This window comes from Saccharolobus solfataricus (assembly GCF_900079115.1).
GTDB lineage: Archaea > Thermoproteota > Thermoprotei_A > Sulfolobales > Sulfolobaceae > Saccharolobus > Saccharolobus solfataricus.
Genome location: NZ_LT549890.1, coordinates 2,828,441 through 2,846,712, shown reverse-complemented (window position 1 = coordinate 2,846,712; position 18,272 = coordinate 2,828,441). Strand labels below are relative to the sequence as shown.

Here is an 18,272-nt window from a genome sequence, read left to right as displayed (position 1 = left end):
AGCCAGTATTAATAGTTAACTCATTATAATGAAACTTCCAAATATAACTGAAGAGATTTAAAATAATTTATCTCATATAATTCGTATTATAAATGAATCATATTTCCAATGCCTCAAGCAGCTTTAAGGCAATTACCATGTGCCCTGTGAAATTTGGATGAACTGGTTCTGGTGCGTAGACGTTAGGTTCCCTTATATTAACTAGTTTTTTAAAAGTGTCGTGAAGGTCAATATAAGTTGCAGAGAACTCGTTAGATAGTAATCTAACTTTCTCTATATATTGAGGTAATAGTTCCAGCACCTTAGCCCTAAATCCACCCTCAAGTTTATTCCTACTGATATAAAATGGGGTCATTAAAATAAAATTCACGTTGTTAAGCACTTTTCTAGTATATTTTAGTAGACGTCTCAAGTTTTCATAGTAGTTTTCAGGGTTAAATGTCGTTAAGCCACCTAGAAACTTATGGAGGTCATTTATACCAATTAAAATCGATATCCAATTAGGTTTATAACTTAGCACATCATCGTCCCATCTATCTATGAGGTCGATTACAGTATTTCCACTTATACCAGAATTTATAACAGTAATTTTCGTCTCTGGATGTTTAGCCAACATAAGATTATAAAAAAGATTGACATACCCATACCCTAAAGGAGCGTTGTTTGACTTCTCACGATCGGTTATACTATCTCCAGCAAACACTATAACGTCTCCATTACTTAACCGCAAGACAGATCATTTATGATATGATATAGGGTTAGTATATAAATCTATTTTGTTAAACCTTCTTTAATTAAGGATTAGCATAGTTAGTTAAAAGTGTGTCTCGAATGCATGTTATTGGTTAGCATTTTACGTAAAATCCTAGGGTTATATAGTTTTTAAAAGAATTATGTTTGAGCTAATAATGTTTTTATATTAAAATTGTTAGTATCTATTATTTATCTTTAAGTAATAGCAAATATTAAGGTAGGTATTCATAGGAATTATCGAATTCAACGCTTTTCCAATAAATACTAATTGGTTTAAACTTAACGTTATGTAGTTAGTTATTGTCATAATCCGAAAAAAGGATAACAATCTAGTTGTTAGATAAACTAGATAAAGAAAGCTTTATATTTTGAAGAGAATTGTATACGGTGATAAGGGATGCAGACAATAAAAATATACGAGAACAAAGGCGTTTACAAAGTAGTTATAGGAGAACCATTTCCCCCCATAGAATTCCCACTTGAGCAAAAGATATCATCGAATAAATCTTTATCAGAGTTGGGTTTAACAATAGTTCAACAAGGTAACAAGGTTATTGTCGAGAAATCATTGGATTTGAAAGAGCACATTATAGGATTGGGAGAGAAGGCGTTTGAGTTGGATAGAAAGAGGAAAAGGTATGTGATGTATAACGTTGACGCTGGGGCTTATAAGAAATATCAAGATCCACTTTACGTTAGTATACCCTTATTTATATCAGTGAAAGACGGCGTTGCAACTGGTTACTTCTTCAACTCAGCTTCTAAAGTGATCTTCGACGTGGGACTTGAGGAATACGATAAAGTAATTGTTACAATTCCAGAGGACTCAGTAGAGTTTTACGTGATTGAAGGGCCAAGAATTGAGGACGTTCTAGAGAAATACACGGAGCTTACCGGAAAACCTTTCCTACCTCCCATGTGGGCTTTCGGTTACATGATATCACGCTACTCTTACTACCCCCAGGATAAGGTTGTTGAGTTAGTAGATATAATGCAAAAGGAGGGTTTTAGAGTAGCTGGAGTATTCTTAGATATACACTACATGGACTCCTATAAGTTATTTACATGGCATCCTTATAGGTTCCCAGAACCTAAAAAGCTAATTGACGAATTACACAAGAGAAACGTTAAGCTAATTACAATAGTTGACCACGGAATAAGGGTTGATCAGAATTATTCACCATTTCTTTCCGGAATGGGAAAATTCTGTGAGATTGAAAGTGGTGAACTATTCGTAGGTAAAATGTGGCCTGGTACTACTGTCTATCCAGACTTCTTCAGGGAGGATACTAGAGAATGGTGGGCTGGGTTAATCTCCGAATGGCTTTCACAAGGAGTTGATGGTATTTGGCTAGACATGAATGAACCAACTGACTTCTCTAGGGCTATTGAGATCAGAGACGTTTTATCTTCGTTACCCGTACAGTTCAGAGATGATAGACTTGTTACCACTTTTCCAGATAACGTAGTTCACTACTTGAGGGGAAAGAGGGTTAAACACGAAAAAGTTAGAAATGCTTATCCTTTATATGAGGCTATGGCAACGTTTAAGGGGTTTAGGACAAGCCATAGGAATGAAATATTTATCTTGAGTAGAGCCGGTTATGCCGGAATACAAAGATACGCATTCATCTGGACTGGTGATAATACCCCTTCATGGGATGATTTGAAGCTTCAACTACAATTGGTTCTCGGCTTATCGATTTCTGGTGTACCATTTGTAGGTTGTGATATAGGTGGATTTCAAGGCAGGAACTTCGCGGAAATTGACAACTCTATGGATTTATTAGTCAAATATTATGCTTTAGCCTTGTTCTTCCCCTTCTATAGGTCACACAAGGCAACTGATGGTATAGATACGGAACCAGTTTTCCTGCCAGATTACTATAAGGAGAAAGTAAAGGAAATCGTGGAGTTGAGGTATAAGTTCTTACCCTATATTTATTCCTTAGCTTTAGAGGCTAGTGAGAAGGGACATCCGGTAATTAGACCTCTATTTTACGAATTCCAGGATGATGACGACATGTATAGAATAGAAGACGAGTATATGGTTGGTAAGTATTTGCTTTACGCTCCAATTGTAAGTAAAGAGGAGAGTAGGTTAGTAACATTACCTAGAGGTAAGTGGTACAATTACTGGAATGGCGAGATAATAAACGGTAAGAGTGTTGTTAAGTCTACTCATGAGTTGCCAATTTACTTGAGAGAAGGATCAATAATCCCGTTGGAGGGTGACGAGTTAATAGTTTACGGTGAGACCTCGTTCAAGCGTTACGATAATGCTGAAATTACCTCCTCAAGTAATGAAATTAAGTTTTCAAGGGAGATTTATGTATCTAAGCTAACTATCACATCAGAGAAACCAGTGAGCAAGATAATAGTTGACGATAGTAAGGAAATTCAAGTAGAGAAGACAATGCAAAACACTTACGTTGCTAAGATTAATCAAAAAATTAGGGGAAAGATTAACCTAGAGTAGTTTTTTCACGTACTCCAAGGACTTAACTATTCCCGGAAGAGGGTTTTCTGGTTCTGGCTCATATTCTATCATTAGCGGTATGTCTAGATTCAACTCCTTTACCTTGCCTATAACTCCCTTCACATCTAAAATTCCACTACCCACTATTACGTCCTCTCCCTTATTATTTACATCTTTTACATGAATGTCGTGAATTCTATCCCTTAGTGTATTTACTGCCTCAATTGGATTCTCGCCATATCTAAATAAGTGGGCTAGATCAAGACACATTCCAACTCTATAATCTAAGTTTTTCGTGAACTCGTAAATCTTCTTATAAGACCCCCATCTATGATAGGGACCATGATTATGTATGGCAACTTTAATGTCGTATTCCTTTACTAGGTCACTCATCAAGTTAAGGCAATCCTCATCTGGATCCGCAGTTATTACCTCAATTTCAACCTTGTTTGCGAAGTCGAAGATACTTCTCAACTCTTTCTTATCGCTCTTAAGATGGTTAACCCCATGGGCGATAACTTTGACTCCGTTTTCTTTATGTAAATTGATTATATCCTTAACACTATTAGAAGAAGGAGGCAAGTGTCTTGGGAACGCTTCAACGTAGGATATTCCTAACTCAGACATTACCTTTAAAGCATTCTCATAAGTTAATTTCCTAAGCGAATAACTTTGTATTCCGAGTTTCATAGATGAGAGGAACACGTATTTGATATTTAAATTTAGCTTTAACTAGTTAACCAAAAAAATTATTAAAGAGTAGTAAGCACTGTTCAACTTTTTTGAGATCTAGAATAGTTTTTAAAAAATAAGGAAAGATGCGAAAAAAAGTTCTTAATCGTAATCAGCTAGGAAGTATGAATAATAAAATGGTTACACTACAATCCTAACATCTAAAGGTAACTTCACTACTTGTCTATTAACTGAGGAAAGGTAAACGGCTTTTATCACCTCTAAGCTTTTCATACCCTCTTTTCCATTTATCGGAAAATCATTATCCTCTGATAGAGCCCTTAAGAAATCTCTGAGCAACTCCTTATGCAAATTACCTGGCTGAGCTATCGTTTCTTTCTTATATTCAACACTGGATTTTGACTCCTCTATTTTACCCTCAATTGCGACTGTACTAAGACTACCGTCAGTAATTTCCACAAACCCATTACTTCCATTTACCCTAATCTTCCTGTATTGGTAAGTAGTGGGCTTCATTGAGACTGTTTGAGAAATAGTACCTAATGCTCCGTTCTTGTATCTCATAATCGCGACTGCTGTGTCCTCGACTTCGATTCCATCATGAGTTAAATTGTCAACAAATCCAGACACCTCTTCCACTTCACCATTAAGCCATATCATTAAATCAATAGTATGTATACCTTGATTTGTCATAACTCCACCTCCTTCTGTGTTCCACATGCCCCTCCAACTCCTAGCTATCTCATCCCTCTTATAATATCCCTTCATATCACGGTACCATTTCAATTCTGACTCTATCAAATATATTCTACCAAGCTCTTTCAAGATATCGTTCTTTAACCTCCTTATGTCAGGGGCATATCTCTCTTGGAATATTACTCCTAGTTTAACCTCATTTCTCTCAGCCCTACTTACCATCTCTCTAGCTCCAGCTAGAGTGGTAGCCATTGGCTTTTCGACTATTACGTGTTTTCCATATTCAATTGCTAAAATAGCCTGGGGTGCGTGCAAATAGGAAGGGGTTGCTATGCTTATGACATCGACCTCTGAGTTTCTTAATACTTCATCTATAGTGGTATAATAGGGTGTACCGTATTCACTTCCTATTTTTTCTGCTATTGCCTTAATCTGATCCACTACCGCAACTAGTTTTACGAATTCTGTTTCCTTTTCTAAGTCCTTTAATGCTTTTACGTGAGTTTTACCAATTGAGCCTAGACCTACAACCGCTACACCAATTCTCTTTGACATGTATTGAGAGTTAAATATTAAAATAAAAAATAATATAGTCTTCACGCTTAGGAAGGAACTGCTTCATGCAGTAAAAATGATCTAACTAGTAACGAAAATCAACAAACTTAAGAGGGATACATAACGAGGAGATTAGTCTTATCGAGTAAAAGTTGCTATTTTTTTGGTATGCTGAGAAAAAAGAGATAGAACTTCATTAAGTCTAAAGACTATTTTCAATTTTTAATACGATTTAACACTTCTTTTATCACAACCCTTGTGCAGATACTCATTTAAAGATCTAGAACTGTTTTAGTAGTTTAAGTTTTTTACATATAATATTTATGAAGTGTGGATAACAATTTCATTTATTTGAAACTTAGTTTAAATTTCTCTAATACCAATTTTGTTAAATCCTTTAATTGTGCAACAAAATTTTTTGAGAAAGGATTTAGAAATTGCGACATCTTCTCTTCGTCAACAGTCAAATCATATGTAGAATTGAAAATAAATGAATACTTTATATGATTTATTCTAAATTAACAAAATTGTTGTTGATACTCATAATTTATATATCTCTATTTCAAAGATTCTAATAGTGGGTCTCTAGTGAGACGAGATTTCTTGATCAAAAGGGGTATATATTACATCATAGTTTGGTTTGTTGGAATTACAATAGATTTTATCCTTCCTAGGCTAATACCTGGTAGTGCATTGGCAAGCATAATTTATAGTAGAATTGGTGGAGCTGGATCCAATTATGGGCAAAATGTTCAACAAGAGATTCAAATTCTTGTTCAGCAATTAGGTTTAGCTCAGTATCAACAACCTCTTTATATTCAGTATTTTAATTACTTAAAAGAAATAGTTACACTGAATTTCGGTGTTTCTCTTACCGAATTTCCAGTATCTGTAAGCACAATAATAACTGAAGCTGCTCCTTGGACTTTTGGTATAGTAATACCAGCTATTGTAGCCTCTTTCTTCATAGGTAATTTGCTTGGCAGAGTGGCTGCTTTGTCAAGAGGTAAAATAAGTGACTACGCCATATTGGGACTCATGATGTTTTTATATACGTTTCCTGTTTTTGTTACTGGGGAGATTTTAATAGAAGTACTAGCAATTGATCTTCACATATTCCCTACGGGTGGGCAATATAATACCTTTCAATTTCTCAAACCTACTATGAGTTTGCCCTTTATTTGGTCCGTAATATATCATGCAATATTACCCACATTAACACTAATTCTCTTTTCCCTAGCAGGATGGATAATGGGAATGAGAAATAATATGATACCCATTTTACAAGAGGATTATATGAATTATTATAGGTTAATGGGAGTATCAGAAAAAATGGTTGCAAGTAAGGCCTATAGGTTAGCATTATTACCTAACTTTACCAGTTTCTCCATTTCCTTAGGATACTCTGTATTGGGTGCTGTTGCGATAGAGTATTTATTTAACTATGCAGGTTTAGGCTACTTCTTTAATCAAGCCATTACCGGTTTGGATTACCCGTTACTAAGCGGAATATTTTTCATGTTAGTTACTGCGATGGTATTAAGTAATTTCGTCGCAGACATAATTTACACAATAATAGATCCTAGGACAAGTCAAGAGGAGACGGAGGGTGTATAAGATGGCCAGCAGAAAGTTAAATACTTTTAATTTAAAAATAGATAAGTACGGTCCGGTTTATAATCTAATAAGAGGTGTGTGGGAACAAAGAGTATCAAGAGTTGGGTTCTATATACTACTAGGGATAATAGTATTTTCCTTAATAGGAGTATTTTATACTCCATACAATCCAAGCGCGACTAACTTTCCTAGGGATCTACCACCCTCACCTCAACACCTATTAGGCACAGATGACTATGGTCATGATATTTTTTCTCAACTTTTAGTAGGTGGATTTCCAGTAATTGGAGTAGGTTTTGCTGTAGGTTTAATAGGTACGCTAATAGCTATCCTCATAGGAGTAACCGCAGGATTATATGCAGAGACGATAATTGATAGAATATTAAGTGCAATAACTCAGATTTTCTTAATAATACCCGGTATTTTGATTATCGAATTAATAGGAGCATATCTAGGGGCATTACAGTTTAAACTAGGGTATATAACAATTTTGCTTACTCTTTCATTAACTGGTTGGGCATGGGGTGCTAGGGTTTTGAGATCTTTAGTATTATCGTTAAGGAGAAGGGAGTATATATTATCTTCTGATCTTATTGGAGAATCTAAATTAAGTGTAATTTTCAATCAAATTATACCTAATAATCTACCGTTCATAGCGTCAAACTTCTTCTTTACTGCAATTTATGGAATAGCTGGCTTTACATTCATTTATTATTTTGGATTGGGTAGTCTAACACAAGTAAATTGGGGAACTATGCTTTATTGGTCCTTAGGAGGGGAGGCTTATCTAAGAGGATTATGGTGGTGGTACATTCCTCCTGGGCTTATGATTGGTTTAGTAGCGTTTTCGTTCGCTTTAATAAACATAGGGATTGATAGAGTTGCGAATCCAAGGCTAAGGATATGGGACGTAAAGAAATATATGAAGAAAATAGAAAAAACAAAAGAGAAGGAGGAAGTGATGACTAGATGAGCGAAATTTCAATATCGGTAAAAAACTTAAACGTAGGTTACTTATCGGACTACGGTATAATAAAAGTCCTAAGAAATGTCAGTATTGACATCCCGGAAAGTAAAATAATAGGTGTTGCAGGGGAGTCAGGTTCTGGAAAGTCTACTCTTGCAACAACGATAATGGGATTTGTAAATCCCCCATTATACGTGGAGAGGGGTAGTATAATTGTAGATAGCAAATACGATATTCTCTCGATGTCAAGAGATGAGCTAAATAAAATAAGGGGAAGCGTAATATCTTACGTTCCTCAAGCTGCGCAAAACTCCCTAAACCCAATCAGAAAGGTTAAGGAGACCTTTACAGATATCTTAAAGGCTAAAGGAATGGATTATTATGCCAACATTGACGTTGTGTATAACACATTGGAAGAGGTAGGGTTAACTGATAGGCAAGTATTAGATATGTACCCTTTCCAATTGTCTGGAGGCATGAAACAGAGGGTTGTAATTGCAATCTCACTCCTATTAAATCCAAAAATACTCATAATGGACGAACCAACTACTGGATTAGACGTAGTGGTGCAATATGAAATACTCAAATTATTAAAGAAAATACAGAAGGAAAAGGATCTAACACTGGTAGTTATAAGTCATGATATAGCAATGCTTTTCCAGATATCAGATTACATAGCTGTAATGTACGGTGGGCAAATAGTAGAGTATGGTAAGTATAATACGTTATTGGAGGAAGCTTATCATCCCTACACCTATCTTCTGCTTAGTAGTGTACCTACCGTTAGATCTAGAGGGAAAAAACTACCTAGAATTCCTGGTGACTTTGAGGGTTTTATAAGATATCCTAAAGGCTGTGTCTTTTCTTCAAGATGTCCCTTTGTTACGAGCACATGTAAGGAAGTCCCACCTCAAATCGTAGCGTATGATAAGTTTGGATTTTATAAGTGCATTAGGTATCCGGAATGGAGAAATGAGGTGAAGAAAGCTTATGAGTGACAAGCTCATTGAGTTAATACATGTATATAAAGACTTCATAGTTAGAAAAGGTGTTTTTGGAAAAGAGCATAGACCGGGGATATGGGATGTGAATATGGATATAAGGAAGAATGAGATTGTAGGTATGGTGGGAGGAAGCGGCGGAGGTAAGACAGTAATAGCTTGGATGATAGTAGGGTTATTGAAACCGACCAAAGGTTCAATAATTTATACTCCCATGGGTTTAGATGTTACCAAAGCGAATAAGAAACAACTAAAACAGTATAGAGCTGATGTTCAATTAGTTTTCCAAGACCCCTATTCCTCACTAGACCCAGCTCATACAGTTAAATGGCATATAGAAAGGCCACTAAAGATATACAAATATAGGGGTGATATTGAAGAGAGAATAAAAGAGTTACTAAGAGAAGTTGCATTAACTCCTCCAGAAGACTTTCTCAATAAGTATCCGTTCCAACTTTCTGGAGGACAAAGACAGAGAGTCTACTTGGCTAGAGTGTTGGCACTAAATCCTAAGGTGCTAATAGCTGATGAGCCAGTATCAAACGTTGATGCCTCAATAAGGGCATCACTATTAGACTTATTTAAGAGGTTAAGAGATGAGAAAGGGATATCGATTATGTACATTACTCACGATATTGCTACAATCGGATATGTGGCTGATAGGGTATATGTGGTGAAGAATGGTAGGATAGTGGAGGAGGGTGATGTGGGAACTATTATTTCACATCCAAAACACGAGTATACCAGACTATTAATAGAAGCAGTACCAGATCCATATAAAAGAATTGAATAACATTTTTTATATTCTTAATTTCTATTGATATTTGCTTGAAAATCTATTAAGAGATTGTATCACTAATTAGGTTGCAAGAAAATTGTGATTTTAATTACTGAGAAAAGTTTAAATATAGCCTAATATACCATTATAAACAGATTAATGGTGTATAGGTATGAAAAGGTATAAGATAATTTCTACAATAATTACAGTATTAATGGTAATAAGCATAGGGATATTTGCAATGCCAATACTATCACAGTCAACATCAGTACAACCAGAAGGAAGCATGGTAATTATGCCTAGTCCGGGTATAGTATGGCAAGATAACTTTAATCCATGGAACGCTCCAGCCTTACCCGGAGGTCTAATTTGGCTTATTTACGAACCATTAGCCCTAGTTAATTCGCTAAGTGGTCAAATTATTCCATGGTTAGCCACCAATTGGACATTTACTACCGGTTATGTTAACTTGCCAAATGGTACTAAGGTACAAACATTGGCATTAATATTATACTTAAGGCATGACGTATACTTCACTGACGGCACACCATTTAACGCTACAGCAGTATGGTACACATTAGCGTTAGAACAAGCATACCCACAATTGGGATATTCAGCTAATCAAATAGCTAACATGACAATAATAAACCCATATGAGCTAGAAATAGTATTTAAACCTGGAGTAACGCCAATGGTATTGTATACTATTTTGGAGCAATGGCCTGTGGACCCAGCACAATGGGGTAAAATATTCCCAGTAGAGCAATTACCAAATGGAACATATGTAGGACTAAACAAGACTGGAAATCCATTCACATACCCTAATACAAATCCAATAGGTACTGGACCTTATATGCTATATAGTTTCAGCCCGCAAGAAATAGTACTAGTGGCCAACCCACACTATTGGATGCCGGGAGAACCCAGAATAAAATACTTACTCTATCCATCATATCCTAGTAATGTTCAAGCAGATACTGCATTAAATAATGGGCAAATAACTTGGGCTGGACTATTCGAACCAAATATACAACAGCAATTTGTGGCAAAAGATCCTCTACACTATCATTACTATTTTGCTCCTGGATTTCCAACAATGTTGACACTCAATAACCTAAAATGGCCTTTATCCGATCCAGTTTTAAGACAAGCAATAAGCCTTGCGATCAATAGAACAGCAATATACTATTTGGGCGAATATGGATACGAACCGCCAGCAACTACGCCTCTTCCATTACCTCCACAACAGCTACAATATATAAATTCGTCGGTGTTGCAACTTGCTGAGCAATTCGCTCCACCTCAAGGTAATGTTACTGCTGCATTACAGTTGCTTGAATCCCACGGCTATAAATTAGTTAATGGCCAACTAATTACACCAAATGGTACTGCAGTACCAGCAATGACCATCATTACGGTAGCCGGATGGACTGATTGGGACGCCGATTTAACTTTAATTGCACAAGATTTGAAGCAAATAGGCATAACTGTGGAAGTACAAACACCACCGTTTACAACATGGTATAATTACATGGAAACTGGCAATTACTGGATGGGACTAATGTGGGATTTAATTAGCGGTCCTACTCCTATACAACCACTTTCTGGGTATTTGTATGGTTATTGGAATTCCCCCGGCAACATAACACCGATAGGAAATAGCACATATTATAACATAGAAAGGTTTAATTTATCAATTATCCATCCAACGTTCGAACAACTTGTGAACTGGGCAAATGGTAACTTCAGCATAAACGATAATGCCTATTATAGTATAGTAAATAAGCTAGCTGCTCTATGGATAAAATATATGCCTTCCATTGCTCTAGTATACGGCGCAGAGTGGTATGAGTATGTTAACAATACTGTTACTGGTTGGCCAACTCAGCAAAACTATTATTGGCCGGCTCCCCCATGGACCAGTCTTCCCTCAACTCCTTTACCTGTTGTTTTAGCCTTACATTTGGTTAATCAGTCTGTTCCTGAGCCTTGGTGGTATTATACTTCACAAGTTCCTTCAAGTTGGTATACTTCCAATGACCCATTCGTGTATCAAACAACCACAACTACTACAACTAGCACTACCACAACTACATCAACTACTACAACTAGCACTACCACAAGTACTGTTACTACCACAAGTGTTTCAACTACCACAAGTGTATCCACATCCGTAAGTACCACCACAGCTACTGTTACTACTACTGTAACTTCATCATCCAATACTACACTATATGCCATAATAGCAGTAGTAGTTATAATCATAGTAATAATAGGAGTAATACTAGGATTAAGAAGGAGATAAAATAAAATAATAATGAAAAGAAGAAATTTTTCTTTTTTGCCTTTTTATTCCCATACTATTTTGACTTTTATTTCCCCCGGAAGCTTTTCCCTAAGACTACTTATAACTTCCCTTTCGTCATTTATACTAATAATTTTCGTTATCATCTTGCTAGCAGTTTTCGGCCATAAAGATTTCCATGACGCTAGGTGAATAAGAGCTTGTTGAAAGTGTGGTTTTTGACCATTATCTAAGCCTATTATAATCCTATTGTTTATTACAAAATCTTGTACGATTTTATAGTCTAGAGAAAAGTTGTCATATCTCGGAAAGCCAAAAAGACCTAGTACTCCATTGATTTGCAATAGGGGAACTAACTCTTGTATTATTGATGCTGAAGCGCCTGTAGTATCGATTATTAAATCGAATTTATCCACATCTTTGACTAAACTCTCGTATCCCTTGGCCGAATTATAAAAGAGAATTCTGGGTTCATCTAGTATTTCTTTCTCGTTATCTAACAGCTCTCTTCGATTAGCTATCCATACTTGAAATCCATACGTTCTCAGAACTAGCGAAAATAGGATTCCCGTAGGTCCAGTGCCTACTACTAACGCTTTTCTACAGTTTAAGGTTCCATCATCGCAAGTCCATATTGGGATTCTCTTTTGTGATGTGAGAATTGACTCAACGGATTTCTCTATGTCAGCTAAGGGTTGTGCCAAAATGGCAATATCCTTAATTGCAGGAGGGATTTTAACTAGATATTTAGGATCATCATAGAGATATTCCCTCATAAATCCATCTAATCCCTTAGTGCCAGCCACTAGACCTTCTCCAGTCTCGCAGAAATCTGGTCTACCAATTAAACAGTTGAGACATTTCCCACATCCTCTCTTATTTATAGGCATTACTAGTTCGCCCTCTTTAAAACCATAGCCACCTACTTCTACTATGCCAATAGCTTCATGTCCTAAGATAAGCTCATCTTTACCAATAGGGGGCTTTACACTGGTTCTTTTACCGCTTACTATCTCCCTATCAGTACCGCAAATACCGTTTTCCAGAATTTTCACCTTAACTAGTCCGATATTACTCAATTTATTCTCATCATCTTTCACATCTTTAATTTCAACTCCAGGATTTGGAGGTTTTACAACTATTGCCTTCATATCGTAGTTTCCCTCTTTTCGTAAGTATATAACCTTTATGGATAAAGTGTTCAAGTAAGGAATTTGTAACTCTGTAATCCCTTAATATTCATCTTGGCAGTGAATAGTCTTCCAGCTAGAGGTTCACCTCCTTTACTCATCGTAGTTATAAATATTTGATTCATTTCTGGACTACCAAAAGTAACTGATGAGACGTAAAGTACTGGAAGTTTTATTTCTGATACTTTTTCTCCATTCTTAGGGTTCCATCTACTAACCTTGCCTCCCGCGGAATGTGCTATCCACAAATAACCTTCCTCGTCTATTGTCATCCCATCTGGTCTGCCTGGTTCATACTTAAAATCCATGACGATCCTTTTGTTATAGATGTCTCCCTTATCTTTATCGAAATCAAATTGAAAAACTTTCCTAAGCGGAGTATCTATTAGGTAAAATAACTTATTGTCTGGATCCCAGCCAAGTCCATTAGATCTGTAAAGTTTATCTAAAACTTTAGTTAATCTCTGTCCTTCTAATTTGTATAGACTAGCAGTAGGTTTCGGATTTTCTATGTGTAAATTCATAGTCCCAGCCCAGTACCTATCCCTTATGTCACATTTCCCGTCATTGAACCTATTCTCTCCATTATTCTCTAGTTCCAAATATGGTGTGATCTCCCCAGTAGTTAAGTTTAGAGTATGAAATCCATGACGTAAAGTTACTATTATTCTCTTATAATCAATAAGGCAGAGGGATGTGACTAAGTCTGGAGTGTCGTAATATTTCTCTTCATTGGTATCGAGATTATTCACTATTACCTTCTTTCCATCAATATCAACCCAGAATAGTCTGTTTCCTTCTCTATCGTAAACTGGGCTCTCCCCTAATATTGCTTTGTAATTTCCTAAAGTTTTTAACTCTATTTCCATCTTAACTCCCTACACTCGCTATTCCGTTAAAAAATCACTGATAAACCCATAAAAGCTTATTTACTATGCTACATAGAAGATTGCATGAAATACAAATACTCTTATGTCTTGGATTCTGGAGTTCCTCTTGGTGGAATTGGTACTGGATCCATGGAAATAAGAGCCGATGGCAGACTTTACTCATGGACTATATTTAACAACGGAGGAATTGCGGAGAGAAATGAGGATAGGTATAGATATTTTTTGACTGAATTCGACTCCTTCTTCGCATATGAAGAGCAAAAAACGGTTAGAATTCTCCAAGCATACGATTATTACTTTGGTGCGAACCCCTATACAAGACCTTGGATAAGGCCGATAAGGGAAATTGAGTTTATAGGAGAACCACCAATGGCTTACCTAAATTACGATAATAAAGTGAAGCTAAAGGCATTCTCACCGTTAATACCATTAGACGTAAGGAACTCTTCCTTACCTGTAGCAATATTTAAATTCAACAGTGAGAAGAATACAAGATTCTTCTTCGGAGTTAACAATCCATTTGAGAAAGGTCAGATAGAGATTAAGGAGGACATGGTAATCTTCAAAGGAGAAACGACATCTGATGATCCTAGATATCAAGGGAATCTATGCATAAAGGTAATAGGAGAAGACGTATCAGCTATCGCTTATAATCAAATTTTCGACTTCTGGGATGATTATAGGTCTAATAGTTTAGTGAAGAAAAAAGGAGATAATCTAGGAATCGTAAGTGGTAAGGGAAACGATTTAACTTTCATAATCACTTGGTTCTTCCCTAATTTTGTACTTAAAGATGGCAGAAAAGTTGGGCATTATTACGAGAACTTCTTTAACAGTTGTGAAGAAGTAATGGATTACGTTGTGAACAATCTAAACTACCTAGAGGAGAAGACTACGCAGTTCCACGATTTATTTTATAATGCAGAAGGTATAGAATCGTGGATTGTTGATTTAATTGGAGCACAAATAGCTACCCTTGTTAAAAGTACTTGGCTAACTAAAGATGGATTCTTTGGAATATGGGAAGGATATTTCGATACCTCAGATTATAGGAAAGTTGGAAAATATCCTTATACAGGAGGTCCAGAAAATACTGCATTAAACACTATAGACGTACTGTTATATGCACTGCCGGGAGTAATGTTACTATTTCCTGAATTGGCTAAGAATATCGTAAGGGATCTTTCCAATAGGGCATTAAAGGAGGATACCCCAGAATACGTTTTATTTTCACTAGCATTCCCAGAGAATTTAATGAAGTACAAGGAAGAGGTTAAGAAGGATCCAACTATAAGTACTGATCTGAAAAAATTATATGATACAATAAAGAAAATTATAAAGGAAACAGGCAAGGATCCTAAGGGTAGAATGCCTCATTATATTCGCCACTCATTAACAGTAGACACTTATGAGAGGGTAGATATCAACCCGGAATTTGTGTTACTCTATTATTTAATAGCTAAATACACCGGTGATAGGGAGTTTCTAACGAGTGTTTATGAGGTTGCTAGGAACGCAATTGAAAGCATTATGAGAACACAGACCTTAGATGGTTTGCCTTACCTTACATTACCATCTGGAATAGAGTGGATGAGACATGTGAACAACATGTTAAAAGTTAGCGACGCTCACAAGATTTTGGGCTATCACACTTTAGCCTTATCAATGCAAACACTAGATGATTGGTCATGGTTAGGCTTTTCTCCTTACGTATCCTTTTTATGGATAGCTGCGCTGGAAGCACTAAATGAGGCATCAAAACTACTTAATAACCTTCATAACTACGAGGTTAAAGAGTTAACAGAAAAGGTTAATAAATACTTATGGAATGGGGAGTATTATATAAACTGGTATGATCCTATTTCGAATCTAAGAGATGATTCCTTAAATGCTTCTCAAATGACTGGCGACTGGTATGTTCAGTTGTTGGGTCTTCCGGAATTTTTAGACCATGAGAAGCGGAAATCCATATTCTCCTCAATAATTAAGTATAATTATACTGAAGAAGAGGGCGTTAAGAATGGGTCCTCAAATAAAGAGATTACACCATTGGGAGTTAAACTCTCAGTACAGTCTAAGACACCTTGGAGTGGAATAGAATATTACCTAGCTTCACATATGTTCTATAATGGTTTCGACGAATATGCTAAGAAGATTTTGAGGAATGTTTATGAAAGGTATGAATTAGCCGGTAATTTCTGGAATCATCTCGAATGGGGTGCAAGATATATGAGACCATTAGTTGCTATAAATATCGTTCACGCAATTGAGGGTATAAGGGTTAACTTGCTGAATAATGACGTTAATATAGACAAACGGAAGAATTTGAAATGGATATTACTCCTTCCTACAGCATGGGGTTTACTAACTATTAACAATGGAAAGATAAGGATGAGGATTTATCATGGAAAGTTTAAAGGTAAAATAAATGGAATTGACGTTGCTTTAAGGGAAAATGAAGAGATTGAATTTTAAAAATTTTATTCCAAAATTATTTCGGCTTGGATTTGATCTATATTCTCGTCCAGTTTAAACGCTACTATATCGTAATAATTGCTTAAATTATTATATTCCATCCAGTGTTTAGCGAAACAGTATCATCTCTAACCTTGGAGAACAATGAGTACTCGGCAATTCTCATCTTTGTTGATTTTCCAGTGTACACTCTTAACTTCTTTTCAGTAAATCCTTTTAATGGAATACCACCAAACCAGCCATCTATCCCTGAAGTAGGTGAATACGAACCATCGTGAATCCATATCCTTATTGGATTCCACGGTTTCCTAAAAAGTTCACTTACTGGTATTGCGAATATTCCGCCATCACCTGCCCTATAAGTGTATACTCCCGTGTGATTAGCGTAAGACGCGCCGATATATAAATGTTCGCCATCATGTGCCATGCCGAAGATCGCTCCACTTTCTGTGATTATCTGAGGTACTACTGGGTCGATTCTGAGGAGCAAGCCGAATGTTGTCTTAGATGATATATCCCGTAAGTCCTCTGCAGGATTTGCTGATATAATAGGTATACCCATTATGTAAACTTTTTGTGCTCTGAAGCCTGGAATGTAAGTAGGCCTTTCCGATTCTGGGTTACGAACATCTAGAAATGGATATAACCTATATACGTCCTTTTGTGGGTCAATATGTATAAGTGCCCCACCATAGAATGCGATTAGTTTGTTTTGGATTTGCACTATTTGTCCTCCTACACGCCTAATGTGTATCTTCTTATTGTTCTCTAATGGAAAATCGAAGGATTCTACGAATTTGTGTTCACCGTTGAGCGTATTATATACCATTATTGAGGAAACGTCAGTGTGTATGGGATTAAATATCGTGGCGTAGATTTTATCGTCTTTCATTTCCATCTTATACACAGTACGATTCTTCACCAGAAATTCTGCATCTCTAGTGGATACACCTACTTTCCATAGTCCTAATTCTGCATGTCCATCAGCTCTACTGAAGTACACTGCATCTTCGTGATCATCGTAAAGTAGATCAGTTACCTCGCCGTACCAATTGTTTGGAGGGGAGTGTTCTCAAACAGTCATGAAATTCAAAAAACATTTGTAAAAATATTGGAGTAGTATGGAAAAATGCTCATTTAACGTTTAAGATATAGAAATTTGAACAAAGACATTATTTTAGAAAAGCTTATGTGCAAGGGTTTACGAGGTTCATTCTAGTACTATTACAAAAAGATTTCGTAATCCTCCCACATAAGCTTTTTCAGAGGCTGTTTTCATGTTCTAATTCATTGGCTGCATCTCGATCGAAACGACTAATTGTGAAAATTTCTAGTCTGATTTAATTTTACTAATACTTTTCGAATAAGATGACTGCATGAGAACACTCCCGTTTGGAGGAATCTTATCATCCCACTTCCTACTCCACAGAACTTCCACTTTATCATTATCATAAATCATATGTATATGGCTATACTTCATTCTCATATCTTGATATTTTAAGATCCTCTCATATTGCGATACTTCTATCATTCCCGGAGGTGCCTTAAGCCATCCTCCTATGAATAATAAATCCTTAGACCAAGTTAATGCTGCGTGAGTGTCACCTGCAACTCTGGGCGCTCTGCCTAACTTTTCATATCTATATATTACTTCTCCATTGGAATATACTTTAGCTGCATGACCATCATGAACTATCATGTTTCTAGAAATCGGATGAAAGCCTATATATAGGGATCTAAACTGATGATGACCTAGCGCTACTTCATTGTGTTGAACAAACTCTTTCAATACTAACTTTGGTTTATCCAATATTTACCCCGAATAGAAGTATGAGACTACCTATTTAATCCTTTAGCGTTACTATTTACGAGT

At 36.2% G+C, this 18,272-nt stretch carries 13 protein-coding genes and 1 pseudogene; 7 read left to right on the top strand and 7 right to left on the bottom strand.

Features of this window, described 5'->3' with window-relative positions; genetic code table 11:
* Nucleotides 1–97: 97 nt before the first annotated feature.
* Complete coding sequence (locus SSOP1_RS15060; RefSeq protein ID WP_009988429.1) at nucleotides 98–703, bottom strand: SGNH/GDSL hydrolase family protein; 606 nt, start codon at nucleotides 701–703, stop codon at nucleotides 98–100.
* A gap of 447 nt (nucleotides 704–1,150) precedes the next feature.
* Between SSOP1_RS15060 and malA the strand changes: the two genes are divergently transcribed.
* The gene (gene malA, locus SSOP1_RS15055) at nucleotides 1,151–3,232 is read left to right on the top strand and encodes an alpha-glucosidase MalA (protein ID WP_009988431.1); all 2,082 of its coding nucleotides are present in this window, start codon (nucleotides 1,151–1,153) and stop codon (nucleotides 3,230–3,232) included.
* Here malA and SSOP1_RS15050 read toward each other — a convergent pair.
* On the bottom strand, nucleotides 3,224–3,922 hold the full coding sequence (locus SSOP1_RS15050; RefSeq protein ID WP_009988433.1) for a sugar phosphate isomerase/epimerase family protein: 699 nt from the start codon (nucleotides 3,920–3,922) through the stop codon (nucleotides 3,224–3,226). The genes malA and SSOP1_RS15050 overlap by 9 nt on opposite strands.
* A 183-nt stretch (nucleotides 3,923–4,105) precedes the next feature.
* The gene (locus SSOP1_RS15045) at nucleotides 4,106–5,221 is read right to left on the bottom strand and encodes a Gfo/Idh/MocA family protein (RefSeq protein WP_010924112.1); all 1,116 of its coding nucleotides are present in this window, start codon (nucleotides 5,219–5,221) and stop codon (nucleotides 4,106–4,108) included.
* Nucleotides 5,222–5,679: 458 nt separating this feature from the next.
* Between SSOP1_RS15045 and SSOP1_RS15040 the strand changes: the two are divergent.
* The 5 genes and pseudogenes from SSOP1_RS15040 to SSOP1_RS15020 all read left to right on the top strand — a co-directional run bounded on the left by SSOP1_RS15040 (nucleotide 5,680) and on the right by SSOP1_RS15020 (nucleotide 11,844).
* Nucleotides 5,680–6,793 (top strand): annotated as a pseudogene (locus tag SSOP1_RS15040) (ABC transporter permease).
* A gap of 1 nt (nucleotide 6,794) precedes the next feature.
* Nucleotides 6,795–7,766: an ABC transporter permease gene (locus tag SSOP1_RS15035; protein WP_048054281.1), complete on the top strand. Its 972-nt coding sequence runs from the start codon at nucleotides 6,795–6,797 to the stop codon at nucleotides 7,764–7,766.
* Entirely contained in the window at nucleotides 7,763–8,758 is a 996-nt protein-coding gene (locus tag SSOP1_RS15030) for an ABC transporter ATP-binding protein (RefSeq protein WP_010924109.1), read from the top strand. The genes SSOP1_RS15035 and SSOP1_RS15030 overlap by 4 nt, the downstream gene beginning before the upstream one ends.
* On the top strand, nucleotides 8,751–9,554 hold the full coding sequence (locus SSOP1_RS15025) for an ABC transporter ATP-binding protein (RefSeq protein ID WP_010924108.1): 804 nt from the start codon (nucleotides 8,751–8,753) through the stop codon (nucleotides 9,552–9,554). The genes SSOP1_RS15030 and SSOP1_RS15025 overlap by 8 nt, the downstream gene beginning before the upstream one ends.
* Before the next feature lie 157 nt (nucleotides 9,555–9,711).
* Nucleotides 9,712–11,844 carry an ABC transporter substrate-binding protein gene (locus tag SSOP1_RS15020; RefSeq protein ID WP_010924107.1) on the top strand — a complete coding sequence of 711 codons (2,133 nt, stop codon included), beginning with the start codon at nucleotides 9,712–9,714 and terminating at the stop codon, nucleotides 11,842–11,844.
* A gap of 44 nt (nucleotides 11,845–11,888) precedes the next feature.
* Here the strand turns inward: SSOP1_RS15020 and SSOP1_RS15015 are convergent, their stop codons facing one another.
* Nucleotides 11,889–12,995 (bottom strand): glucose 1-dehydrogenase, encoded by a 1,107-nt coding sequence (locus SSOP1_RS15015; RefSeq protein WP_009990696.1) that lies wholly within the window; start codon nucleotides 12,993–12,995, stop codon nucleotides 11,889–11,891.
* 50 nt (nucleotides 12,996–13,045) lie between these two features.
* Nucleotides 13,046–13,903, bottom strand: coding sequence for an SMP-30/gluconolactonase/LRE family protein (locus SSOP1_RS15010; RefSeq protein ID WP_009990697.1), 858 nt, complete (start codon nucleotides 13,901–13,903; stop codon nucleotides 13,046–13,048).
* An 84-nt stretch (nucleotides 13,904–13,987) separates the two neighbouring features.
* Between SSOP1_RS15010 and SSOP1_RS15005 the strand changes: the two genes are divergently transcribed.
* Complete coding sequence (locus tag SSOP1_RS15005) at nucleotides 13,988–16,399, top strand: GH116 family glycosyl hydrolase (protein ID WP_009990698.1); 2,412 nt, start codon at nucleotides 13,988–13,990, stop codon at nucleotides 16,397–16,399.
* An 82-nt stretch (nucleotides 16,400–16,481) separates the two neighbouring features.
* On the opposite strand, the gene SSOP1_RS15000 is transcribed toward SSOP1_RS15005, so the two are convergent.
* Nucleotides 16,482–17,402: a DUF2139 domain-containing protein gene (locus SSOP1_RS15000; RefSeq protein WP_010924104.1), complete on the bottom strand. Its 921-nt coding sequence runs from the start codon at nucleotides 17,400–17,402 to the stop codon at nucleotides 16,482–16,484.
* A gap of 327 nt (nucleotides 17,403–17,729) precedes the next feature.
* Nucleotides 17,730–18,209, bottom strand: a complete 480-nt coding sequence (locus tag SSOP1_RS17255) for a DUF2139 domain-containing protein (protein WP_010924103.1) — start codon at nucleotides 18,207–18,209, stop codon at nucleotides 17,730–17,732.
* Nucleotides 18,210–18,272 lie beyond the last annotated feature (63 nt).